22 protein-coding genes and 1 pseudogene are annotated in these 23,712 nt (G+C 27.9%); 22 read left to right on the top strand and 1 reads right to left on the bottom strand.

What is annotated here, in order from left to right:
- The first annotated feature begins 293 nt into the window (after window positions 1–293).
- The 11 genes and pseudogenes from RYM86_RS11945 to RYM86_RS11895 all read left to right on the top strand — a co-directional run.
- A complete protein-coding gene (locus tag RYM86_RS11945; protein WP_315080706.1) occupies window positions 294–1,958 on the top strand; it encodes a propanediol/glycerol family dehydratase large subunit in 1,665 nt (554 codons plus the stop codon).
- A gap of 18 nt (window positions 1,959–1,976) precedes the next feature.
- The gene (locus tag RYM86_RS11940) at window positions 1,977–2,552 is read left to right on the top strand and encodes a propanediol/glycerol family dehydratase medium subunit (RefSeq protein WP_315080705.1); all 576 of its coding nucleotides are present in this window, start codon (window positions 1,977–1,979) and stop codon (window positions 2,550–2,552) included.
- Window positions 2,553–2,574: 22 nt separating this feature from the next.
- The gene (locus tag RYM86_RS11935; protein WP_315080703.1) at window positions 2,575–2,997 is read left to right on the top strand and encodes a diol dehydratase small subunit; all 423 of its coding nucleotides are present in this window, start codon (window positions 2,575–2,577) and stop codon (window positions 2,995–2,997) included.
- 28 nt (window positions 2,998–3,025) lie between these two features.
- Window positions 3,026–4,864 (top strand): diol dehydratase reactivase subunit alpha, encoded by a 1,839-nt coding sequence (locus RYM86_RS11930; RefSeq protein ID WP_315080702.1) that lies wholly within the window; start codon window positions 3,026–3,028, stop codon window positions 4,862–4,864.
- On the top strand, window positions 4,864–5,223 hold the full coding sequence (locus tag RYM86_RS11925; RefSeq protein WP_315080701.1) for a glycerol dehydratase reactivase beta/small subunit family protein: 360 nt from the start codon (window positions 4,864–4,866) through the stop codon (window positions 5,221–5,223). The genes RYM86_RS11930 and RYM86_RS11925 overlap by 1 nt, the downstream gene beginning before the upstream one ends.
- 21 nt (window positions 5,224–5,244) lie before the next feature.
- Window positions 5,245–5,757, top strand: a complete 513-nt coding sequence (locus RYM86_RS11920; protein WP_017353857.1) for a cob(I)yrinic acid a,c-diamide adenosyltransferase — start codon at window positions 5,245–5,247, stop codon at window positions 5,755–5,757.
- A 19-nt stretch (window positions 5,758–5,776) separates the two neighbouring features.
- The gene (locus tag RYM86_RS11915; protein ID WP_017353856.1) at window positions 5,777–6,202 is read left to right on the top strand and encodes a heme-binding protein; all 426 of its coding nucleotides are present in this window, start codon (window positions 5,777–5,779) and stop codon (window positions 6,200–6,202) included.
- Window positions 6,203–6,334: 132 nt separating this feature from the next.
- Window positions 6,335–7,492, top strand: coding sequence for an iron-containing alcohol dehydrogenase (locus RYM86_RS11910; protein ID WP_315080699.1), 1,158 nt, complete (start codon window positions 6,335–6,337; stop codon window positions 7,490–7,492).
- A gap of 133 nt (window positions 7,493–7,625) precedes the next feature.
- Window positions 7,626–8,336, top strand: a complete 711-nt coding sequence (locus tag RYM86_RS11905) for an MIP/aquaporin family protein (protein ID WP_315080697.1) — start codon at window positions 7,626–7,628, stop codon at window positions 8,334–8,336.
- Window positions 8,337–8,768: 432 nt separating this feature from the next.
- Window positions 8,769–8,894, top strand: a complete 126-nt coding sequence (locus RYM86_RS11900) for a hypothetical protein (protein ID WP_315080696.1) — start codon at window positions 8,769–8,771, stop codon at window positions 8,892–8,894.
- Window positions 8,884–9,172, top strand: a pseudogene (locus tag RYM86_RS11895) (winged helix-turn-helix domain-containing protein); the annotation flags it as partial. The gene RYM86_RS11900 and the pseudogene RYM86_RS11895, both read left to right, overlap by 11 nt.
- A gap of 301 nt (window positions 9,173–9,473) precedes the next feature.
- Here RYM86_RS11895 and RYM86_RS11890 read toward each other — a convergent pair.
- Window positions 9,474–10,103, bottom strand: coding sequence for a VanZ family protein (locus RYM86_RS11890; protein WP_399547710.1), 630 nt, complete (start codon window positions 10,101–10,103; stop codon window positions 9,474–9,476).
- 369 nt (window positions 10,104–10,472) lie between these two features.
- Here RYM86_RS11890 and RYM86_RS11885 point away from each other — a divergent pair, with 369 nt between their 5' ends.
- From RYM86_RS11885 to RYM86_RS11835, 11 genes are all read left to right on the top strand, one after another.
- Window positions 10,473–10,685 carry a hypothetical protein gene (locus RYM86_RS11885; RefSeq protein WP_315080694.1) on the top strand — a complete coding sequence of 71 codons (213 nt, stop codon included), beginning with the start codon at window positions 10,473–10,475 and terminating at the stop codon, window positions 10,683–10,685.
- Window positions 10,686–10,770: 85 nt separating this feature from the next.
- Window positions 10,771–11,094, top strand: coding sequence for a nucleoside triphosphate pyrophosphohydrolase (locus RYM86_RS11880; RefSeq protein ID WP_315080693.1), 324 nt, complete (start codon window positions 10,771–10,773; stop codon window positions 11,092–11,094).
- A 16-nt stretch (window positions 11,095–11,110) separates the two neighbouring features.
- On the top strand, window positions 11,111–12,694 hold the full coding sequence (locus RYM86_RS11875; RefSeq protein ID WP_315080692.1) for a serine hydrolase domain-containing protein: 1,584 nt from the start codon (window positions 11,111–11,113) through the stop codon (window positions 12,692–12,694).
- Between the two features lie 135 nt (window positions 12,695–12,829).
- The gene (locus RYM86_RS11870) at window positions 12,830–14,254 is read left to right on the top strand and encodes an HRDC domain-containing protein (RefSeq protein ID WP_315080690.1); all 1,425 of its coding nucleotides are present in this window, start codon (window positions 12,830–12,832) and stop codon (window positions 14,252–14,254) included.
- 56 nt (window positions 14,255–14,310) lie between these two features.
- Entirely contained in the window at window positions 14,311–17,070 is a 2,760-nt protein-coding gene (locus RYM86_RS11865) for an AAA domain-containing protein (protein ID WP_315080689.1), read from the top strand.
- 83 nt (window positions 17,071–17,153) lie between these two features.
- Window positions 17,154–17,672 (top strand): hypothetical protein, encoded by a 519-nt coding sequence (locus RYM86_RS11860; RefSeq protein WP_315080688.1) that lies wholly within the window; start codon window positions 17,154–17,156, stop codon window positions 17,670–17,672.
- A gap of 110 nt (window positions 17,673–17,782) precedes the next feature.
- Window positions 17,783–18,493, top strand: coding sequence for a hypothetical protein (locus RYM86_RS11855; protein ID WP_315080687.1), 711 nt, complete (start codon window positions 17,783–17,785; stop codon window positions 18,491–18,493).
- Window positions 18,494–18,995: 502 nt separating this feature from the next.
- A complete protein-coding gene (locus RYM86_RS11850) occupies window positions 18,996–19,829 on the top strand; it encodes a DUF5677 domain-containing protein (protein WP_315080684.1) in 834 nt (277 codons plus the stop codon).
- Between the two features lie 146 nt (window positions 19,830–19,975).
- A complete protein-coding gene (locus RYM86_RS11845) occupies window positions 19,976–21,142 on the top strand; it encodes an HNH endonuclease domain-containing protein (protein WP_315080683.1) in 1,167 nt (388 codons plus the stop codon).
- Window positions 21,143–21,356: 214 nt separating this feature from the next.
- Window positions 21,357–22,586: an MBL fold metallo-hydrolase gene (locus RYM86_RS11840; RefSeq protein ID WP_315080681.1), complete on the top strand. Its 1,230-nt coding sequence runs from the start codon at window positions 21,357–21,359 to the stop codon at window positions 22,584–22,586.
- A gap of 11 nt (window positions 22,587–22,597) precedes the next feature.
- Entirely contained in the window at window positions 22,598–23,662 is a 1,065-nt protein-coding gene (locus tag RYM86_RS11835; RefSeq protein ID WP_315080680.1) for a serine protease, read from the top strand.
- The last annotated feature ends 50 nt before the right edge of the window (window positions 23,663–23,712 follow it).

Here is a 23,712-nt window from a genome sequence, read left to right as displayed (position 1 = left end):
GTTAAAAAATATAATGAATATTATTGAATTTTGACTGCATTCATATAGAAATAGTCCTATAACGTTAAATTTTAGGACTATTTTTTTATAGTTAAAAATTTCAAAAAAAGAAAATGAGCAAAAAATTTATATTTTTAAACTAAAAAGTAAACAATAAAATACAAGAAAAAAACAAAAAAATGCAATGAGTTTTGTAGAAAAATTTAGTACAATCAGAGCATGATAAAAAAATAACAAAGCAAACATAACTTAAATCAAAATATAAAATGTTATGTTCAAGGGAGGAAATGCAAGTGAAATCAAAAAGATTCCAGGTTTTAGCTAAGCGTCCTGTAAATCAAGACGGTCTTATCGGAGAGTGGCCAGAAGAGGGCTTAGTGGCAATGCACAGTCCTAACGATCCTAAACCTTCAATAAAAATTGAAAATGGAATAGTAGTAGAATTAGATAGTAAAAAAAGAGACGAATTTGATATGATCGATAGATTTATAGCAGATTATGCAATTAATTTAGATAGAGCAGAATCTGCAATGAGCTTAGAGTCATTAGAAATCGCTAAAAAACTTGTAGATATAAATGTTAGTAGAGATGAAATCGTTAATTTAACAACAGCAATAACACCAGCTAAAGTTGTAGATGTTGTTTCACACATGAACGTTGTTGAAATGATGATGGCTCTTCAAAAAATGAGAGCAAGAAAAACACCATCAAATCAATGTCATGTCACAAACTTAAAAGATAATCCAGTTCAAATTGCAGCAGATGCAGCAGAAGCTGGAATAAGAGGGTTCTCAGAACAAGAAACTACAGTTGGTATAGTAAGATATGCGCCTTTTAATGCATTAGCAATACTTATAGGTTCACAAGTAGGTAGAGGTGGAGTTTTAACTCAATGTTCAGTTGAGGAAGCTACAGAATTAGACCTAGGAATGAGAGGACTTACAAGTTATGCAGAAACTGTTTCAGTATATGGAACTGAGTCAGTATTTACAGATGGAGATGATACTCCATGGTCAAAAGCTTTCTTAGCATCAGCTTATGCTTCAAGAGGACTTAAGATGAGATATACATCAGGAACTGGTTCAGAAGCATTAATGGGATACTCAGAAGGAAAATCAATGCTTTACTTAGAGTCCAGATGTATATACATAACTAAGGGCGCTGGAGTTCAAGGACTTCAAAATGGTGCTGTTAGTTGTATCGGTATGACAGGAGCTGTTCCATCAGGAATAAGAGCTGTACTTGCTGAAAACTTAATAGCAGCAATGCTTGATATAGAAGTTGCATCAGCAAATGACCAAACATTCTCACATTCAGACATAAGAAGAACTGCAAGAACATTAATGCAAATGCTTCCAGGAACAGATTTTATATTCTCAGGATATAGTGCAGTTCCAAATTATGATAATATGTTTGCAGGTTCAAACTTTGATGCAGAAGATTTTGATGATTACAATGTTCTTCAAAGAGACTTAATGGTAGATGGTGGATTAAGACCAGTATCAGAAGAAGAAACTATAGCTATAAGAAATAAAGCAGCTAAAGCAATACAAGTAGTATTTAGAGAATTAGGTTTCCCTGCTATAACTGATGAAGAAGTTGAAGCAGCAACTTATGCTCATGGAAGTAAGGATATGCCTGAAAGAAACGTAGTTGAAGACTTAAAAGCAGCTGAAGAAATGCTTAAAAACAGAGTGACAGGAATCGATATAGTTAAAGCTTTAAGTGCAAATGGATTTGATGATGTTGCAAATAACATATTAAACATGCTTAAGCAAAGAGTAACAGGTGATTATTTACAAACATCAGCTATATTAGATACAGACTTTGATGTTATAAGTGCTGTTAATGATAAAAATGATTACATGGGACCAGGAACAGGTTATAGAATGAGCGAAGAGAGATGGAACGAAATAAAGAACATCCCTAACGTAATAAAACCAGAAGATATAGAATAATAGGCAGAGGTGAGAAATATGGAAAAAACAACAAATCAATATGCTATGCCAAAACTTAAACTTACAGAGGTAGGGGAAGCTAAGGTTGCAGCTAAGGCAGACGAAGTTGTTATAGGATTAGCACCAGCTTTTCTTAAGCATCAAAACAAAACAATAGTAGGATTATCACATAGCGATGTTTTAACAGAACTTATAGCAGGTGTAGAAGAAGAAGGATTAACTGCTAGAGTTGTTAGAATAACAAGAACTTCAGACGTTTCATTTATATCAAATGATGCAGCTAAGTTAAGTGGATCAGGAATAGGAATAGGAATTCAATCAAAAGGAACGACAGTTATACATCAAAAAGACTTACTTCCTTTAAATAACTTAGAATTATTTCCACAAGCACCGCTTTTAACCCTTGATACATTTAGATTAATAGGAAAAAATGCGGCAAAATATGCTAAGGGAGAATCTCCAACACCAGTTCCAACAAAGAACGATCAAATGGCAAGACCAAAATTTATGGCAATAGCTGCTTTACTTCACATAAAAGAAACTAAATATGTAGTAGTTGGTGCTAAGCCTGTACAAATAGAAGTTAAATTTTAATAGTAAGAAGGGAGAATTATTCATGGAACAAAGAAAGATGAGTCCTAAAGATTATCCTTTGGCTACAAAAAGTCCAGAGTATATAAAGACTCCAACAGGGATGAATTTACAAGATATAACTTTAGAAAATGTATTAAACGGAAATGTTAAACCAGAAGACGTTAGAATATCACCAGAAACTTTAGAAATGCAAGCTCAAATAGCTGAGGGAATGAACAGAGATGCTATAGCTAGAAACTTTAGAAGAGCTGCAGAACTTATAAAAGTACCAGATGATAGAATATTAGAAATGTATAATGCTTTAAGACCATATCGTTCAACAAGAGAAGAACTTTTAGCAATGGCTGAAGAACTTGAAAATGTATATGGTGCAAAAGTTAATGCAAACTTTGTAAGAGAAGCTGTTGAAGTGTACGAAAAAAGAGAAAAATTAAGACAAGAATAAGAGAGCTGTAATTTAGGGAGGAAAAATAATGAAAATAATAGCAGGTGTAGACATTGGAAATGCTACAACGGAAGTAGCATTATCTAGTGTTGAAAATGATAAAATAAAATTTCTTTCAAGTGGAATAGTTCCTACAACAGGAATTAAAGGAACTGAAGAAAATATAGAAGGAGTTTTTTCTTCCTTAAAACAAGCTTTAGGTAAGGCATCTTTAGGACTTAAAAATTTAGATTTAGTTAGAATAAATGAAGCAGCACCAGTTATAGGTGATGTGGCTATGGAAACTATAACGGAAACTATAATTACAGAATCGACTATGATAGGACATAATCCATCTACACCAGGTGGAATAGGAGTCGGAATAGGTAAAACTATATACATAGAAGATTTAGATAATTTAGATATTGAATTTATAGAAAAAAATGAATTTATTCCACTTATTTTAAGTAAAATAAACTTTTTAGAAGCTGCAGCTAGAATAAATGCTGCAACTAAAAGAGGAATAAATATAACATCAGCAGTTGTTCAAAGAGATGATGGAGTTTTAATTAATAATAGATTAGATAAAAAGATACCTATAGTTGATGAGGTTATGCTTTTAGAAAAAGTTCCAGTAGGAATGAGAGCAGCAGTAGAAGTTGCAGGTCAAGGAAATGTAGTTGAAACTTTATCAAATCCATATGGTATAGCTACTGTATTTAATCTTACATCTGAAGAAACAAAAATGATAGTTCCAGTTTCAAGAGCACTTATAGGAAACAGATCAGCGGTAGTCATAAAAACTCCTAAAGGAGACGTTCAAGAGAAAAGAATCCCAGCAGGTAAAATTCATATAAATGGATTGAAACGTAAGGAAGCTGTAGATGTTGAACATGGTGCTGAAAAAATAATGGATGCAGTAAAACTTTGTGTTCCTATACAGGATATTAAAGGAGAACCAGGTACAAATGCTGGAGGTATGCTTGAAAGAGTAAGACAGGTCATGGCAAATCTTACTAAGCAAAATATTTCTGATATAACAATACAAGATTTAGTAGCAGTGGATACTTTTATTCCTCAGAAAGTTAAAGGTGGTCTTGCAGAAGAGTTTTCAATGGAAAATGCTGTTGGAATAGCTGCAATGGTTAAAGCTGATAAATTACAAATGGAAATGATAGCAGATAAGTTAAAAGAAAATCTTAAAGTTCCTGTAGAAGTTGGCGGAGTAGAGGCGGATATGGCTATAAGAGGTGCTTTAACAACTCCAGGAAGTAGTACACCACTTGCTATACTTGATATGGGAGCAGGATCAACAGATGCTTCAATTATAAATAAGCAAGGTGAAATTTCTTCTATCCACTTAGCTGGAGCAGGAAATATGGTAACTATGCTTATAAAATCTGAGCTTGGATTAGAAGATTTCAATTTAGCCGAAGATATAAAAAAACACCCTTTAGCTAAAGTAGAAAGTTTATTCCACATAAGACATGAAGATGGAAGTGTTGAATTCTTTAAGAAGCCATTAGATTCAGCAGTATTCGCTAAAGTTGTAATAATAAAAGATGGTTTATTGGTTCCAATAGATGGCCAAAAATCATTAGAAAAAATCAAAAATATAAGAAGATCAGCAAAAGAAAAGGTATTTGTAACTAACTGTTTAAGAGCATTAGAAATAGTTTCACCTACAGGAAATATAAGAGACATTGAATTCGTTGTTTTAGTGGGAGGTTCTTCTTTAGACTTTGAGGTTCCTCAATTAGTAACAGACGCTTTATCACAGTATGGAGTAGTTGCTGGAAGAGGAAACATAAGAGGTACAGAAGGTCCAAGAAATGCTGTTGCAACGGGACTTGTATTAGCTTTTGATGGAAATGGAGTAAATAAGTAATGATGATGAGATATTTTGAATACGACGTACCTAGTGTATGGTTGTATCATGATTCAGATTTAAAAGACTTAGAGCGTTTAAATGAAATTTTATGGGGTATAGAAGAAGAAGGTATTCCATGTGAAGTTTTATGTAAAAAAGAGAAATTTACATCAGAAGAATTAAGTTATTTAGCATCACAAGCATCAAAACTTTCAGTAGGCATCGGAATAGACTATGCTGGCAAGGTAACTTTGACTTCTAATAAATTAGAAAAAGATGAACCATTATTTACTGCAAATTTTAATGATGGGGACACTGCCTTAAGAAAATTAGGTGCTAATGCTGGAAGATTAGTTAAAGGAATTGCTTTCAAATAGTATTTTAGGAGTAGTTATATTATGAAAATTTATACTAAAACAGGTGATAAAGGAACTACCGCTTTGTATGGTGGCAGTAGAGTAGATAAAGATAGTTTAAGAGTTGAAGCATATGGAACTGTTGATGAAGTTATTTCATTTATTGGCTTAGCTTGTGCTGAGATTGAAGATAAAGAAGAAAAAAATGCACTTGAAGAAATACAAAAAAAATTATTTGTACTAGGTGCAGAACTTGCTAGTGATGAAAAGGGATTAACATATTTAAAAGAAGTAATAACAGATGAAGATATAGAAAAACTAGAAGTTCTAATAGATAAATATATGGAGCTTGCAGGACCTTTCAAAGGATTTGTAACTCCAGGAAAAAATAAAATATCAGCAGCTTTGCATGTAGCAAGAACTGTAACTAGAAGAGCAGAAAGAAGAATTGCTACACTTTGCAAAGAAGAAAATGTACGTGAACAAGTTAAAATGTATGTGAATAGACTATCAGATGTTTTATTTGCATTTGCTAGATATGAAGAAGAAAAATAGTTTGAGGAGGAATGAGATAATGAAAAAGTTAAATGAAATCAAACAATTAAGTTTAGAAATAGTTAAAGAAATGGCTAAAGCAGCTGAGGAAAAAGCAGCTAGTATGAATGTTCCAGTAATTTTTGCAGCAGTAGATGCTGGAGCAAATTTAATGTTAATGCACAGAATGGAAGAAGCTTTCATAACAAGCATTGATATAGCAATAAATAAAGCTTATACAGCAGCATGTTTAAAACAAGGAAGTCATGGAATAGCTGAATGTGTTCAACCAGGAGAAAGCCTTTATGGACTACAACTTACAAATAATTGTAGGATAGTTCCATTTGGTGGCGGACTACCAATAATAGTTGATGGAAAAGTTGTTGGAGCTGTTGGAGTAAGTGGCGGAACTGTAGAAGAAGATATGGCTATAGCTCAAGCAGCAGTAGATGCTTTTAATAAGTAAAAGATATCTAAAATAATAATTTTTATATAAGATATTTTAAATTTAAATATCTATAGTATTAACAATGCAAATATATTTTAAATTAATATATAAAAGATTAAATATATAATTAACTAATAGGAGGAATTTACAATGAGAATGTACGATTATTTAGTACCAAGTGTTAACTTTATGGGCGCTGGATGTGTAAAATTAGTAGGAGAAAGATGTCAAATATTAGGCGGAAAAAAAGCTCTAATAGTAACAGATAAATTTTTAAGAAGCATGGAAGGTGGAGCAGTAGAATTAACTGTTAAATCATTACAAGAAGCTGGAATAGAAGTTGCATACTATGATGCAGTTGAACCAAATCCAAAAGATACTAATGTTGCTGATGGATTAAAAATATTCCAAGACGAAAAATGCGATATGATAGTTACAGTTGGAGGCGGAAGTGCTCATGACTGTGGTAAAGGTATTGGTATAGTTGCTACTCATGAAGGAGATCTTTATGAATATGCTGGAATAGAAACTTTAACTAAAGCTCTTCCACCAATAGTTGCAGTTAATACTACAGCTGGAACAGCAAGTGAAGTTACAAGACACTGTGTTATAACTAACACTAAAACTAAAGTTAAATATGTTATAGTTAGCTGGAGAAACTTACCATTAGCCTCATTCAACGATCCAGAATTAATGGTTAAAAAACCTGCAGGTTTAACAGCTGCTACAGGAATGGATGCATTAACTCATGCTATCGAAGCTTATGTATCAAAAGATGCAAACCCTGTAACTGATGCTGCTGCTATACAAGCAATAAAATTAATATCAAACAACTTAAGACAGGCGGTTGCTTTAGGTGAAAACTTAGTAGCAAGAGAAAATATGGCATACGGTTCATTATTAGCTGGTATGGCATTCAATAATGCTAACTTAGGATACGTTCATGCTATGGCTCACCAATTAGGTGGATTATACGATATGCCACATGGAGTAGCTAATGCTATGCTTCTTCCACATGTTGAAAAATACAACTTAATATCAAACCCACAAAAATTTGCTGATATAGCAGAATTCATGGGAGAAAACATACAAGGATTATCAGTTATGGAAGCAGCAGAAAAAGCTATAGATGCTATGTTCAGACTTTCAACTGATATCGGAATTCCTACAAGCTTAAAAGAAATGGGAATAAAAGAAGAAGATTTCGAATACATGGCTGAAATGGCATTAAAAGATGGAAATGCATTCAGTAACCCAAGAAAAGGAAATGAAAAAGATATAGTTGCAATATTTAAAGCTGCATTTTAAGATAATTAAAAAGTAGATAATACATAACTATTATGAGAACCCCTTTACTTTTAAAGGGGTTCTTTAAATGAAATTATATAAATTCATAAGATAAATTAATAAAAAAACATAAGATTTTAGGAGGACTAATATAATGAACATGGAAACATTTTTTGCAGAAATGTTTGGAACTTTAATATTAGTATTATTAGGAGATGCTGTTGTAGCTAACGTAATACTTAAGAAAACAAAGGGTCACAACTCAGGATGGATGGTTATATCAAGTGGATGGGCTGTAGCTGTTGCAATTCCAGTATATATGTTTGCAAATATTAGTGGAGCACATTTTAACCCTGCAGTTACAATAGCATTAGCTACTGTTGGACAATTTCCATGGGCTGATGTTCCTATGTATATAGCTGCACAACTTATAGGAGCATTTATAGGAGCTACTTTAGTTCTTATTTCTTACTATAATCATTTTGAAGCAACTGAAGATCAAGCTACAAAATTAGGAGTGTTTTGTACAGCTCCAGAAATAAGAAAACCTGTATTCAACTTTATAACTGAGTTTGTAGGAACATTCATATTAGTTTTTGCAATAATGGGAGCAACAGCTCAACCATTTGTAAGTGGAACTCAGCCAGTAGCTATAGGTGTAATAATATTAGCAATGGGATTATGTTTAGGTGGTCCAACAGGATATGCTATAAATCCAGCTAGAGATTTAGCACCAAGACTTGTTCACTTTTTATTGCCAGTACCAAATAAAGGTGGTTCAGATTGGGGCTATGCATGGATACCAGTAGTAGCACCAATATTAGGAGCAATAGCAGGAGCTTTAGTTTACGTAAATATATTCTAGGATTAGTTTTAGTAGAGTGTTGATGTATGCATAAGTAAAGTGAACTGAGTAATTGAACTTAGGAATACTAAAATGAGTATAGTCCCATTTTAGCTTGCTCCCAATATAAAATTGAGACAAGCAGTAAATGTGATTATTAAAAGGAAACTCGACTTCCCTGAGTAAGTTCGAGAAACAAAATATAAAATTTTGACTCTCACTTAACGATTCTCAAAGTCCAATTACAATGTCACTTTACATATTGCATATATCAACACATATTTAAAATAGAGCTTAAAAATTAATATGAGATATGAAGAAGAGTCTATGTAATGTAGGCTCTTATTTTTTTATATTTCAATATTTATGGTAAAATATTGATAAAGAGTATATTTGAAAGGAAAGTGTTAGCATGAGCAAAAATTATAAAGACATGACAGCTGGAATAGATAAATGCAAATATATAAAATGTGCTATATATGTAGAGATAGGGACGATATGAATAAAAAAACTAAGATTTTAATTGTTGAAGATGAAAATGATATAAACAAATTACTTTGTAGTATTTTTGAAGTTTAAAGATATTAGTTTAAATATAGAAAGTAACGAAGTAAAAGTTGCACAAAGCAATATTATATTAACAGCAAGAGAATTTGCAATATTAGAATTATTATTAACTAACCCAAGAAAGGTATATAGTGAATCTAATATTTTTGCGAGTGTATGGGGGAAGAATTTTTAGGTGATGACAATACTGTAAATGTACATATGAGTAGGTTAAGAAACAAGTTGGGAAGTGTTAACAATAAAAATTATGAGAAACAATTTGGGGAATGGGATATAAGTTGATTAAATAGATTAATAAATCATTAGTTTGTTAATTCATTTAATCAACTTATAAGATTTAAGAACTTTGAAAGGTTTTAGTAAAGTTTTCTTATGTAACATTGTTTATTATAAAGACAAGTTCATAAGGAGGAGATAAAAATGCATTTAGAGCTATTAATATAACAAAATTATATAAAAAGAAAAGAGTCTTGGAAACATTGATAATACCAAGTTCCTAAGACTATATGTACTACTCCCATTCGATTGTAGTCTGTCATTTATAATATATTGACTTTATTTTTTGTCAAGTATTATTGATGGCAAAAAGCCCTAAATAGTAAATAAAAACATCCCAAAAAATGATAATACTAAATAAAATATTGCTTCGTGTTTGATGACAACTGAAGATGATGTTATTTCATCTTTTTCGTTGCTATTTTTTTTCAAGATGATGTGAAAGAATGCTTTAAAGATGAAATATCCGATAATAGCTCCTAGAGTGTTCATAATTAAATCATCTGTCGTTGTGGTTCGACTTTGAGTGAACAATTGACTTAACTCAATACATAAAGATAACAAAAAGCCCGACAATGCAACCTTTTTAATTGTTCGAAATTGTTTCCAAATCAATGGTAACAAGAATCCTAATGGTATGGTCATTATAATATTCAAAACATACGGCATTATTACCTCGGAACTAGAGAATGGAACTAAAAAAATTCGATCAAATTCAGATGTAGATGCGGTAACAAACCTTTGCACATCCCAAAGTGTTCCTATACCTGTTACGCCATAAACAGCTGCCAAATACAATAAAAAAATAAATACTCCTAGAAAATGCTTGCGGGAAATTCCTCCTTCCTTCTTCTTAGCCCTTAGATAAAATCCTTTTTGAAATACAATACATAAAATACATATGCGAATAATGTTAATTAAATAATCAGTATGAGTAACATACATAATACATATACGAATATAGACAAATAAATACTGAATTAGCAACATAATAATTCTCCTTGTTGAATCAAAATTTAATTATTGACATGATTATAATATCAACAAAAATTTAAGAATAAGTGAATACAATATTAAGATTTTATGAAATTTGCTCAATTAAAGAAGATACTAACTGGTGTTAGTATAAAGTAGTGGACACATTAAGTCGAACTAAGTAAAATAATATTTAGTTAAGAAAGGATGTGTCCATTATGGGAAGTGGCAAAAGATATAAAATTAAATATATCAATTAAATTATTTTATTTATATTTACATAAAATACATTTTAGTATCGATTTTAAAATATATGGAAAATAACTGTCCGTAAGTCAGATGTTTTGTATACTTTTAGCAGCAATATACTTTGTAAGTGTTTATACAGAGATAACTTTTAAGTTATTATTTAAGATGAATGACTATTACGTATTTACGTTTTTCCCACCAAGCTTTATATGGGTAAATGTTTTATTAAGTTTATTTGGAGTATTTATAGTTTTAAGAAGTGGTTATACAAAAGTAAATAAAAATATGAAGGAGCTTGATTAATTTCAGGCCCTTATTTTTTTATAATTAAATGTGATATTTATGGTAAAATATTCATGAAAGTACATTTGGAGAGGAAAGTTTTATTATGAGGAAAAATTATAAAGAATATAATAAACTTGTAAGAGATAGAATACCTGAAATTATAGAAAGAGATAATAAGGAATGTGAAATAGAAATTGTATCTAAAGAGGAAAAATATAAACTTTTAGAAATGAAGCTTCAAGAAGAAGTTAATGAATTTATTGAAGATAAAAATTTAGAGGAATTAGCAGATGTAATGGAGGTAATATTTGGACTTGCTAATTCTTTAGGGTATAGTGAAGAAGACCTTTTAAAGGCTAGACATAAAAAGAAAGTTGAACGTGGAGGCTTTGAAAAAGGAATTTTATTAAAAGGTGTTAGTAAATAAATTTAGAGATAAAGTAATGATAAAGGAAACAAAACAAGAAGGTGAAGATATTTATGAAGCAAAGATAAAATTAGCAGAAGAATTGGCAAACTATGATAAAGTAAAGAACAATGAGCAAATAAAAGGGAGTATGGGAGACATGAGGAATATAATGAAAAGAAAAAAGAAGCTATTGAAAAGTATCATTTTAATAGTTGCATTAATGGGAATTGCTTTTAGCGTATTTAATGTAATTAAAAATAAAGACAATGATTACATAGATAAATTAATAGAAAAATATAGTCCACAAGGGGCAGCAATAGCAGTAATTGAAAATGGTGAGATTACTGAAGTGAGAAATTATGGATATTCAAATGTAGAAAGTAAAATTTCAGTTAACAATGAAACACAGTTTAAAATAGCTTCTATATCAAAAACCATAACATCTTATGCAGTAATGAAATTAGTAGATGAAGGAAAATTGAATTTGGATGAACCAATCAACACATATTTAACAAAATGGAAACTACCAGACACGGAGTTTGATGAAAATAAATTAACTCTTAGAACGTTAATGTCACATACAAGCGGGATTACAGGAAGTGATGAAATTGGGTATGAGTATCCACTGCCAACAATAGAAGATGCTCTAAGGGAGAGATATATAAAACTAAAAAGAGAACCTGGGGAGGTTTTTGAGTATTCTGAATTTGCAGGACTAGGTATATGTCAGCTAATTATTGAAGAAGTAACTGGCGAAAAATTTGAAAAATATATGGAAGATGAAGTATTTAAAAAACTAGGTATGAACAATACCAATTATGCTAATGAAATTGGAGAAAGTTTATTAGCTGTGCCATATGCGGGAATTAACAAGCCTATTAAGGTTACACCAATTGTAATGAATGGTGGTGGAGGGGTTTCTACTACAGCAAGTGATTTAGCAAAATTCACAATAGAATTAATTAATTACCATAATAATAGCAATGGTGAGATTTTTAAAGCTCAAAAAAATACTGAAAGTGTTGCAGGTAAATATGGATTGGGTATAATACCAAGAGAGCTTAAAAGCGGGAAAATAGTATATGAGCATAATGGAACATTAACTGGTTGGAATGCACAAATGGTAATGGAGCCAATTAGTAAGGATGGAATTGTTATTCTTACTAACTCTGATAAAGCATTTTTTCTAACTTATGAATTAATGGAAAAATGGAGTGGAAAAACAATAGGAGAAAAGGTTATAGATAAACAAATTAATGTATTTGTAAATATGGTATATAAATGTATAGCAGTATTATTTGCAATAGTAACGCTACTTATTGTTATTTTTATTATTAAAGTTAGAAAAGGTAAAATAGTTTTGCTTGAAAGAAAGAAACGTAATAAGAAATATTTAACATCAGCTATATTTTGTATACTTTTAGCAGCAATATATTTTGTAAGTGTTTATACAGAAATAACCTTTAAGTTGCTATTTAAGATGAAGGACTATTATGTATTTACATTTTTTCCACCAAGCTTTAGTTGGATAAATGTTCTATTAAGTTTATTTGCAGTATTTATAGTTTTAAGAAGTGGTTACACAAAAGTAAATAAAAATATGAAGGAGCTTGATTAATTTCAGGCTCTTATTTTTTTGTATTTAACTATAATATATACATATACTTAGAAGTTACTTATTCTTAAATACTAAATAGTTACATAAAATATGGTAAAATAAATATGTTAATTATAAAGATAGGTGGGGAATAGGGTGTCATTATTAGAAAAAGGGTTATATAGAATGTTTAATGGTAGAAGAACCATTAACAGTACTATATTTTTAAAGGAATTTGAAGAGGAAAATACACAGTTAAAAGAACTTATAGAACTTTCCAAAAAAGTTTCTGGAGAATGCAAAGAGAAAATTGATAAAGATATACTTTTATTAAAAGAAGGATCAAAAGGAGAACAAAATGTTTATTTTCAAATAAAGAATTCCTTTATTCCAATGCTTGCTTTGCATGATATTAGACTAGAATATGAGGAATATACAGCTCAATTTGATTTTATACTTATAACCAAGAAATGTATTTATGTATTAGAAACTAAAAAGTTAAGTGGAAATATTGAAATAAATGAAGATGGGGATTTCATAAGAACTATAAGAACTAAGCAAGGTAAGTTTTATAAAGAGGGCATGGAAAGTCCAATTACTCAAAATGAAAGACATATTAATATACTTAAAGAGATTTTAAGAAAAGAGAATTTAGTGAATAACTTTCCAATTAAATCACTTGTTGTCATAGCAAATCCAAAAACTATAATAAAAAAAGCAGAGTGTCCAAAACATATAAAAGATATTGTTGTAAAGTATGATCAATTAAATAGTATATTAAAGAAGGATTTTGAAGATACAAGTATTGAAAGAGATCTTTTAGAAAAGTATTTATATAATATAGCTAACTTTTTAATAGCAAATAATAAGGTTACTATGTATGACTATAAAGCTAAATACTTAATTGATGAAGATTGTATAAGCAATAAGGAAATAGAAAATAAGGATATTCAGCACAATTATAATAATGAATGCACAATTCAGGATTGTGAGAAAAATATAGATATACAAGAAAGTAATAATGAATCTAAGAGTTCTAAAGCTCTTATAATAGAAAATGTAAAAGAAGTTATAGAAGAAGAAAAATTATCTGCAAATGATGTTGAGAAAGAAGAAGTTGAGACTAATGGACAAGTCAATAACTATAATTTAGTGTATTCAAATTTAAAACAATATAGATATAGTAAAGCAAAAGAAGAGAAAATACAGCCATATATGATATTTAGTAATGAAGTTCTTGAGCAAATTATAAAGAATAATCCAAAAAGCAAAGAAGAATTATTAAATATAAAAGGTATTGGAAAAGTAAAAGTGGACAAATATGGTGATGAAATATTAGAAGTTATTTCAAGGAACGATCCTAAAGAAAAACTTCATTTAGATTTGAAAGAGTATAGATACAACAAGTCAAAGGAAGAAGAAAGACAAGCCTACATGGTATTTACTAATGATGTGTTAAATCAAATAGTTGAAAAGTGTCCTAAAAATCAAGATGAACTAATAATTATAAAGGGATTAGGAAAAGTTAAAATTGATAAGTATGGAAATGACATTTTAGAAATAGTTAAGAGATACAATTAAATTTAGTAATTATTATAAAGTAAGTGGACCAGATAAATTTTAAGGAGATTTAGATATTGAACATTGAAAAGAATCTTGTATTTTTAAACTGCAAAGACAAAACTGAGCAGATTAAATATTGTAAATATGATAGTGGTAAATATAAAATAACATTTAATAACACAGATAAGGTATATACATATGGCTATAATAGTGTTCAATGGTTTAATAATGTTATTGAATATGATCCAGAAGAAAATATAATATATGAAGAAAATAGTCCGATATCAGGCTTAATTAAAATAATAGAATTTGATGGACAATATGTTAGAGTGATTTTTAAGAAGGGGTATAATAAACTTTATTCTAAAAGCCAAATAAGAATAGAGAAGAGTTGCTTAAAGAGTAAGATATCTATTAGTTGTTTTGATTATTTAAAAAAGCTATCAAATTGTGTTAGCATAACTATAGATGATGGAATTAGTCTTTTGAGCAAACAGTATAATAAGTTAAATAAAGTTAGCAAAGAAAGTGTATTAGCTAAATATTTAGAACATAATAAATTAAAATCTTATGATGAAGAGGTTAACTTGTTATTTCCTTTTGGATTTAATATAAGCCAAAAAGAAGCTACTAAAAATGCATTTACTAGTCAAATCAGTGTTATAGAAGGACCACCGGGTACAGGAAAAACACAAACAATACTAAATATTATTGCTAATGCTGTTTTTCAAGGTAAAACAGTAGCTGTTGTTTCTAATAACAATTCTGCAACTGAAAATGTATATGAAAAATTAAAAAAGTATAATGTAGACTTTATTGCAGCTTTTCTAGGAAACAACAATAATAAAGAGAAGTTTTTCGAAAATCAAGATTTATCATATTCAGATATGAATGATTGGATTTTAGAGAAAGATAAAATAGAAGAACTTAAATCTAATTTAGTAAATTCTCAAAAGAAACTTGATGAAATGCTTAAAATACAAAATCAAGTTGCAATTTTAAAAGAAGAGCTTTCAGCAATTAGTATAGAAGATGAACATTTTAAAAAGTATTATAAAGATCAAGAAAATTTATCATATAAATACTTATTTAATCAGACTTCTAATTCAATAATGAAAATGCTAGTTGAATACAAATATACATTAAAAGAAAAGGGCTATTTTTCATTGAAGAATAAGATTAAGAATTTCATATTATACAGAATTTATACTTTTAAGTTTTATGATAATTCTATTGATGATATAGTAGATTTTTTACAAAATAAATATTATGACTTAAAAATAGAAGAATTAAATAAAGAAATAGGCAAATTAGAAAAACAATTAGATAACTTTAATTTTGACAAGTACATGAAAAAATATAGCAATACATCAATGAATTTATTAAAAGCAATACTAGCAGAAGGCCACAATGGAAAAGAAGTAAGACCACAATTTTCTAAAGATGATTTGTGGAAAAATAGCTTTATAAACTTTATATCTGAATATCCTGTAATTCTTAGTACAACACATTCTTTGAGAAGCTGTGCAAGTGAAAATTATTTATTTGACTATGTAATTATTGATGAAGCATCTCAAGTTGATATAGTTACAGGAGCACTGGCATTATCTTGTGGGAAAAATGCAGTTATTGTTGGAGATTTAAAACAATTACCTAATGTAGTTTCTTCTGATATTGCAAGTAAAACTAAGAAGATATTTGATAGCTATGATCTTAATGAAGCATATAGTTACTTTGATAATAGCTTATTATCATCAATTGTTAAATTATATAGTGAAATTCCAAAGACATTACTTAGGGAACATTATAGATGTCATCCACAAATTATTGGATATTGTAACAAAAAATTTTATAATGATGAACTTATAATACTAACAGATTCTAAAAGTGAAGATAAGCCATTAGTTGTATATAAAACAGTTAAGGGGAATCATGCAAGAAAAAGAATCAATCAAAGACAAATAGATGTGATTTTTAAAGAAGTGATTCCAAAGCAAGATATAGATATAAGCAAAGAATCCATAGGAATAATATCACCATATAGATCACAAGCTGATGAACTCAAGAAAATTATTGGAATTAGTCACATAGAAGCAGATACAGTACATAAGTACCAAGGAAGAGAAAAAGATGTGATAATTATTACTACAGTTGCTAATGAAACTAATGATTTTATTGATAATCCTAATCTAATAAATGTAGCAGTATCAAGAGCTGTGAACAAACTTATTTTAGTAGTTCCAGATAATGATTTTGATAATGAAAATAGCAATATAGGTGATTTAATAAAATATATACAATATAATAATCTAGAAGTAGCTAATAGTAATATAAACTCTGTATTTGACTTACTTTATAAGAGTTATTATGAAAAATTAGTAGAATTTCTAAAGAAGAATAAGAAGGTATCAGAATTTAATTCAGAAAATTTGATGAATGGTTTATTAGAAAAAGTTTTAAGTGAAGAAGAATTTAAAAGTTTAGATTATGCTTTACATTATCCACTTAGAAGTTTAATACAAGATACATCAAAATTAATAGAAGATGATGAATATAAATTTGCAATGAATAACTTGACTCATATAGACTTTTTGTTATTTAATAAGATGAATAAAATGCCTGTCTTAGCAATTGAAGTTGATGGGTATGCTTATCATGCTGAAGATAATAAGCAACTTAAAAGAGATAAAATGAAAGATCATATACTTAAAATATATGGAATTGAAATTTTGAGATTTAGCACTAATGGTAGTGACGAGGAAAGTAAAATAAGAGAAAAGCTTAGAAGCCTATTAAATGTAAATAATATGAGATATGAAGAAGAGTCTATGTAATGTAGGCTCTTATTTTTTGTACTATAATAAGTAAATTTATAATAGTATTTATTATAGTAATATCAAAGGGATTTATATGTAAAATGGAAAGAATAGATTTAAATATTGGAAAAATATATTTATCTCAGTGGAATGAGGCTATGGCAATTAGAGAATTGTTTGCTAATGCTATAGATGAAACAGAAGATGGAGATATAGACATTGAAAAGTTAAGTGATAAAAAGTGGAGCATACGGAATGAAGGGAGTGAAATAAAACCAGAATATTTTATTATTAAAGAGGGTGAAAAATCGAAAAAGAAAGGAAAAATAGGTAAGTTTGGCATAGGTTTAAAAGATGCTATTGGTGTGCTAATGAGTAAAGGAATTCGAGTTGCTATTATAACAAGTGAATATGAGTATATAGCAGAATACCAAAAGAAAATTAATCTTATTAAAGAAGAATGTCTTTTTATTAAAATTGCTAAAAGCAAAAGTAAATGGATAGGTACACAAATCATATTAGATAACTGTTGTGATAATTTTATAAATGAAGCAAAATCATATTTTATTAGGTATAGAGAAAAAATTACTGTTATTGACAAAACAAAATATGGAATGTAATTTTAGAAGATGATAGTAATAACAACGGAACAATTTATTTAAATGGAATTAAAATTGCATATGAAAATACATTTTTATATTCTTACAATATAAAAAGTGAAGACAATAAATTGAAAAATGGAATTTCTAGAGAAAGAACTGAACTTAGTAGAGAGGTGTATAGGGATAGTTTAAAACAAATAATTAAACATATAAATAATGAAAAAGTTTTAGGAGAATATTATAAAAGTATTATTAAGAGCAGAGATGGAAGTTTAAAGGGAGAATTAATATATTCAGAGGCTCAAGTAGGTGCTATTAAATATACAGTTATAAATAATATAAAAATAGTAATTTTTCCATCTCAACGTAAAGGCAAATTAATTACGCTTTATAGAATTTTAAATGAGAATAATAGAGTTACAGCTATAGTATTATTAAATAGTTATTATAAAAAGTTAATGAAAGAACCTGAATTAAACGATATAAATGTTATTGCAGATAATTATAAAGAAGAGTATACGAAAATTAATATTAAGAGTTTATGCGATAAAGAAATAGATTATTTTAATATTATTTGTAATTTTGTAAAAGACAATATTTCATATGACATTATATCAAAAGTTACTTTAGTGGAAGAAAATATATATTCATATAGTGAATATGAAAAAGAAATAGATATTCCTATAAGAGAATTAAGTTATATAAAAGGTTGTTGTTTAAAAATAGTAAATATTGTAGATGACTCAACATTTAAAGCAAAAGATGTTAAAGAGGAATTATTGAAAAAATATATTGATATAGAAATAACTTCATACAACCAAAGTAGTAATTGTATTTAATTATTCAGAGTCTATGTAATGTAGGATCTTCTTTTTTTTATACCCCAATATTTTTGAAAATACATTTGGTGAGAAACGTTTTATTATGAAGAAAAATTATAAAGAATATAATAAACTTGAAGAGCTAGAATACTTGAAATTATCAAAGAGATAATAAGGAATATGAAATAGGAATTGTATTTTAAAGAAGAAAAATATAAGCTTTTAGAAATGAAGCTTTAAGAAGAAGTTGAATTTATAAGTAAAGTAGTTAAGATGTAATATATTAAGAGATAATATGTGAATGAGAAAGAAACTATTAGTTTATTAAGAATATGAAAGAGGCTGATTAATTCAGTCTCTTATTTTTTATAATTGAATATATATGGTAAAATAAATATGGTGATGAAATATTAGAAATTATTTTAAAAGAATATAGATATAACAAGTCAAATGATTTTGATAATGAAAATAGTAACATAGGTGATTTTAAAATGATTTCGTGTTATTTGGAGGACTGTATATGGATAAGAATGGTTATGAAAGTGCTTTAAAATTTACTAGGGATATTATAGATTTTTTTAATTATTTAGTTGAACAACATGGTGAGGTGAAATTTATAAAATATGGAAATGATAGAAGCAATGAAGAAAAGTATATATATCATGACTTTATTTATTATTGTTTTACAAAATCAATAAGAAGTTTATATGCATCTATTGATCTTGCAGAAAAATATTATAGAGAAGATTGTTTGATTATTTTACGAACAGTATATGAAAATTATTTACATATTGCACATGTTTTAAAAGAACCTGAAATGATTAGAGAATATGTTGAACAGACTATTGGATTAGAGTTCGGAAAATATAGTTATAAAATTAAAGAGAATAAGCAGAAAAATTATAATGTAGTAATAGATTTAAATACTGAAAAAGAATATCCACATGGAACAAGTAATGGGAAGCGTGTTAAATGTAGTATTAATAAGTTTGATATTAAAGTTCATAAAATTATTTATAAGTATTTATCTGAGCATATTCATCCTAACATGCTAGGTTCAGGAAATTATAGAAATAAAGATGATGCACATTATTTGGTGGAATCGTATGCTTTATATTTAGAAGTAAATTTCTTTTTATTATACTTATGCTATATATTGGCTGATGCAATATATTATTACCATATTCAATATTCAGAATGGAATATTGAGACAATAACAAATGAAGAATTGATGGAGTATGAATTAATTATTAAAAAGTTAAGAAAAAAACTATTAGAACTCTTAGAGGAATGTAAAGTTGAAGATAATATTAGAAATGTTTTTGCAATAAGAATTGAGAATTTAATTAAATAGTTAAGAGATATAATAAGATTTAGTGATTATTATAAAGTAAATATAAATAAGAGTCTGTGTAATGCAGGCTCTTATTTTTGTATAATAAAATATGAGTTTTATGGTAAAATATCCATGAAAGTAAAATGTACATAGGGAGAATTTTAATGAATAAGATTTACACAGAAACAGAAGGCATTATATTACCTAAAGAAATAAGTTTTGTACCTTATAGTAATGAAGTTGATTATAGAACATTTTCAGCAGTATTAGATGATAATAAAATGTCTGCAACATATAAAATGTATTGGCTTTTAGCTTTGTTAGAAGAAATACAACTTGATAATTTTGATATAGATTTTAAAAAACTTATAAGTAGGATGGTAACTTTTGCTTGGTATCCAATACTTAAGTACAAGCTTAGTTTTGGTTTGTGTGACAATTTAGTTAAAGTAGTTAATTATATTGAGGATATATATAAATTAGGAAGTAATTATGATGATAAGAAATTATTAGATTTTATATATAGTTGTGAAGATAAGGTATTAAATAAAATGCTTAGAGATTTAACTTATAATGTGCCATATAGATTTTTATCACCATTTTTTAAAAAACATACCCGTGGAGAAAGATCAAAGGTTGAAAAGATAATTGAAGAACTTTCAAGAACTGATGAAAATTGTGTTTATGAAATTTATATAGATGCAAATAAGAGAAAAAAAATCAAAATTAGAGAAAATTGGTGCAATTATTTAAAGAATAACTATAGAATCCTTCAAGGGTGGGCATATTATAAGCTTGTTATCTTTCTTCAAAAAAGAAATCTTAATGTACCAGGAATAGCAATGAAATTAGAAGCTCCAAAGAAGAGAAATCTTATAGCTCAAACAAAGATTTGGAAAAAAATAATAGAAACTAATAATATTAATGATATTTATACAGGACTAGAATTTACAAAAGAAAATTATGATGAGTATGGTGTTTTAAGCATGGATCATTTTATACCTTGGAGCTTTGTACTTCATGATCAGATATGGAACTTAGTACCTACATTTAAGAACATAAACAGCAAGAAAAGTGATAACTTATTAAATTATGATAAATACATAGACAAGTTCTGTGATTTGCAATATAAGGCTTTTTCATTTGTAGTAGATAAAAAAAGAGATAATCAGATTGAAGAGTATAGAGAACTATTAAGAATAGAAGATGCTAAGAAATTTAAAGAAGAAAAAACTATTGAAGAATTTTATAAGATGATAAAGAAAGAAGTCATGCCAGTTTATAATATTGCTGTAAATCAGGGGTTTTGTGTTGTGGAAGGGTTGATTTGAGAGAATATAAAATAGGTATCATAAAACCATGTAAAAGTGATGATATAGAATTGGAATAAAGAAATGGTGATATTGTGTTTATTTTTCAACAGTTATTTTTAAATTTTAATGTTTTGTTAAGCTATAGTTATATGATACGCTGTTAAAGCGGTAATAATTATATTGATAATTTTATGTTAATATATATAATATAAGTAAAAACAAGGAGGAAACTATGATAGAAATACAAGCATTTCCAGCATCATATGGAGAAAGTATATTGATAACTTTAGGTGAGAATGAATCAAAAAAAAATATGCTAATAGATACAGGGTTTGCTAGTACTTATAATAATCATATTAAAAATAAGTTATTAGAGTTGAAAAAAGCTAATTTAGCACTTGATTTATTAGTGTTTACTCATTTCGATGCAGATCATATAGGTGGCGGTATTAGTTTGCTTAAAGATAACAAAAGTAATGATGAGTCAAAAATTATATCAATAAAAAATATATGGCTTAATGGGATAAATAAATTAGATTTCTATAGCGAGAAGCAATTACCATTAAATGAAAAAACAAAGAAGAAATTAAAAATTATATTAGAAAAGAAATATCCAAATGAATTGTTTACTTCTGTTTTAAATGATGTAAGTGCAGAACAAAGTTTGACATTATCTAAATTAATTAGTGATGGCGGATATAATATTAATAAAGAGATGGTTGAGTTTAGTAGATCTAAATGTTTTAATTTGGATGAATATATAAAAATAAAGGTACTATCACCTACAAAGGGCAAAATAGAAAATTTAAAGAAACTCTGGATAGAGGAATTAATAAAAATGGGTGTAGATGAAGAACTTAATAGCAATGAAGAAGTTAATGAAGCCTTTGAAAAAATCATGATTAACATTGTAGATTTAGTTAAAAAGAAAAAATTAAATAATTGTTCTACTTCGGAAGACATAATAGAAAAAATAATTATTAACGATAGATTTTATGAAGATGAAAGCCAAGTAAATGGAAGTTCAATAGCATTTACTATAGAATGTGAAGGAAAGAAAATGTTGTTTTTGGGAGATTCACATTCAGATACAATAGAAAAATATATTGAAAGTATATTGTTAAGTACAAAAGAGAAAAAATTAAAATTTGATTTAGTTAAAATATCACATCATGGAAGTGGTTATAATACAAGTACTAAATTATTAGAATTGATAGATTGTGATAATTTTTTAATATGTACAAATGGGAAGAAATTTAGTCATCCAGACGAAGAAACATTAGCAAGAATAATAAATAGTAATGAAGGAAAGCACAAAAAAATATATCTAAACTATAAAACACAATCAGTTAAGAAATTTATAAACAATAAATTAATGAAGAAATACAATTATTCAATTGAATTTACTAATGATATTAACATTTCAAACAAGAAATGTAAAACTACCAATATTGTATTGTAGGGGGAGAGATTTTGGGGATTGATGAAAGACTATTCAATATTGTTGTTAGAATAAAAGGAGTAAAAGAAGGCACTGGATTTTATATAGACGAAAATACATTAATTACTGCATATCATGTAGTCGAAAATGAAGCGATTCAAGGTGATAAGATAAAAATAATTAATGATATTTTAGGAGAAGATGAATCTTTAGGAAAGGTTATTGATTTTGATAAACAACTTGATATAGCAATAATAAAAGTTGATAATAATAGAATCTTAAAGGAAATTCCTCTTTTAGTTAAAGATATTTATGAAAGCGAAGAATGGAGAAGCTATACTTGCCTTGATCCTTATGAGGGATCAAAGAATAGTTATGAAAAAGAAATGGTAAAGGGAAAAATTTATCAGAATGAGGAATTTAGAAAACAAGTGTACAACATACATCTTGGTGGAGAATATCTTAGTAAAGCTGGAATGTATGGTGGATTTGGAGGATGTTCAGGTACACCGTTAATAATTGGTAAAAATATTGTAGGAATGATTATAAAAGAGGAATTAAGTGAAAGAGATACACCTTTAAAGTCAGCAAGCTTTGTAAAGTTTGAAGAGTTTTTTAAAAAGAATAATATTATTTATGAAAAGAAAAAAAGTAATATAAAAGATATATTTAAAGCTATATCTTCAGATGATGTTATTACACAGTTTAATGAATTGCCACAAATTAATCTTTTATTCGATGAATATAAAAATAATACGAGTATTGTAATGCCAACAAAAATATCTTCTAGAAAGGGATTTGTTAATGATATTGTTGGAAAATTTTGTGATGTAGATTTGTTAAATATTTATGGATTTGTTTATTCTGGAAAGACTATTTTATCAGGATTAATAGCACGTAGAATTAATAAATATATGTTATATATTGATTTAAAAGATATTCAATCCAATCATTTAATTGAATATATAAATAATATATTTAAAGATACATTAATAGAAAATAATTATTATAATGAATCAGAAATTATTATTGAACAAATTTGTAGATTAATTAATAATCATGGAATATTAATATTAGATAATTTTAATATAAGATGAATTGTCAAGTTAAGTGCGACACCTCGTGTAAGAATGCTTGAATTGGTGAC

The sequence above is a fragment of the uncultured Clostridium sp. genome (assembly GCF_963527835.1).
Lineage (GTDB): Bacteria > Bacillota > Clostridia > Clostridiales > Clostridiaceae > Clostridium.
This window is presented reverse-complemented; position numbering and strand designations above follow the sequence as displayed.

Excerpts from the sequence above, each read along its gene's own strand:
- RYM86_RS11930 (WP_315080702.1), top strand. The coding sequence starts at position 3,026 with ATGAAAATAATAGCAGGTGTAGACATTGGAAATGCTACAACGGAAGTA.
- RYM86_RS11890 (WP_399547710.1), bottom strand. The coding sequence starts at position 10,103 with ATGTATGTTACTCATACTGATTATTTAATTAACATTATTCGCATATGT.
- RYM86_RS11920 (WP_017353857.1), top strand. The coding sequence starts at position 5,245 with ATGAAAATTTATACTAAAACAGGTGATAAAGGAACTACCGCTTTGTAT.
- RYM86_RS11840 (WP_315080681.1), top strand. The coding sequence starts at position 21,357 with ATGATAGAAATACAAGCATTTCCAGCATCATATGGAGAAAGTATATTG.
- RYM86_RS11910 (WP_315080699.1), top strand. The coding sequence starts at position 6,335 with ATGAGAATGTACGATTATTTAGTACCAAGTGTTAACTTTATGGGCGCT.
- RYM86_RS11845 (WP_315080683.1), top strand. The coding sequence starts at position 19,976 with ATGAATAAGATTTACACAGAAACAGAAGGCATTATATTACCTAAAGAA.
- RYM86_RS11885 (WP_315080694.1), top strand. The coding sequence starts at position 10,473 with ATGTTTTGTATACTTTTAGCAGCAATATACTTTGTAAGTGTTTATACA.
- RYM86_RS11925 (WP_315080701.1), top strand. The coding sequence starts at position 4,864 with ATGATGATGAGATATTTTGAATACGACGTACCTAGTGTATGGTTGTAT.
- RYM86_RS11915 (WP_017353856.1), top strand. The coding sequence starts at position 5,777 with ATGAAAAAGTTAAATGAAATCAAACAATTAAGTTTAGAAATAGTTAAA.
- RYM86_RS11900 (WP_315080696.1), top strand. The coding sequence starts at position 8,769 with ATGCAAATATATAAAATGTGCTATATATGTAGAGATAGGGACGATATG.
- RYM86_RS11875 (WP_315080692.1), top strand. The coding sequence starts at position 11,111 with ATGATAAAGGAAACAAAACAAGAAGGTGAAGATATTTATGAAGCAAAG.
- RYM86_RS11880 (WP_315080693.1), top strand. The coding sequence starts at position 10,771 with ATGAGGAAAAATTATAAAGAATATAATAAACTTGTAAGAGATAGAATA.
- RYM86_RS11905 (WP_315080697.1), top strand. The coding sequence starts at position 7,626 with ATGAACATGGAAACATTTTTTGCAGAAATGTTTGGAACTTTAATATTA.
- RYM86_RS11850 (WP_315080684.1), top strand. The coding sequence starts at position 18,996 with ATGGATAAGAATGGTTATGAAAGTGCTTTAAAATTTACTAGGGATATT.
- RYM86_RS11860 (WP_315080688.1), top strand. The coding sequence starts at position 17,154 with ATGGAAAGAATAGATTTAAATATTGGAAAAATATATTTATCTCAGTGG.
- RYM86_RS11935 (WP_315080703.1), top strand. The coding sequence starts at position 2,575 with ATGGAACAAAGAAAGATGAGTCCTAAAGATTATCCTTTGGCTACAAAA.
- RYM86_RS11940 (WP_315080705.1), top strand. The coding sequence starts at position 1,977 with ATGGAAAAAACAACAAATCAATATGCTATGCCAAAACTTAAACTTACA.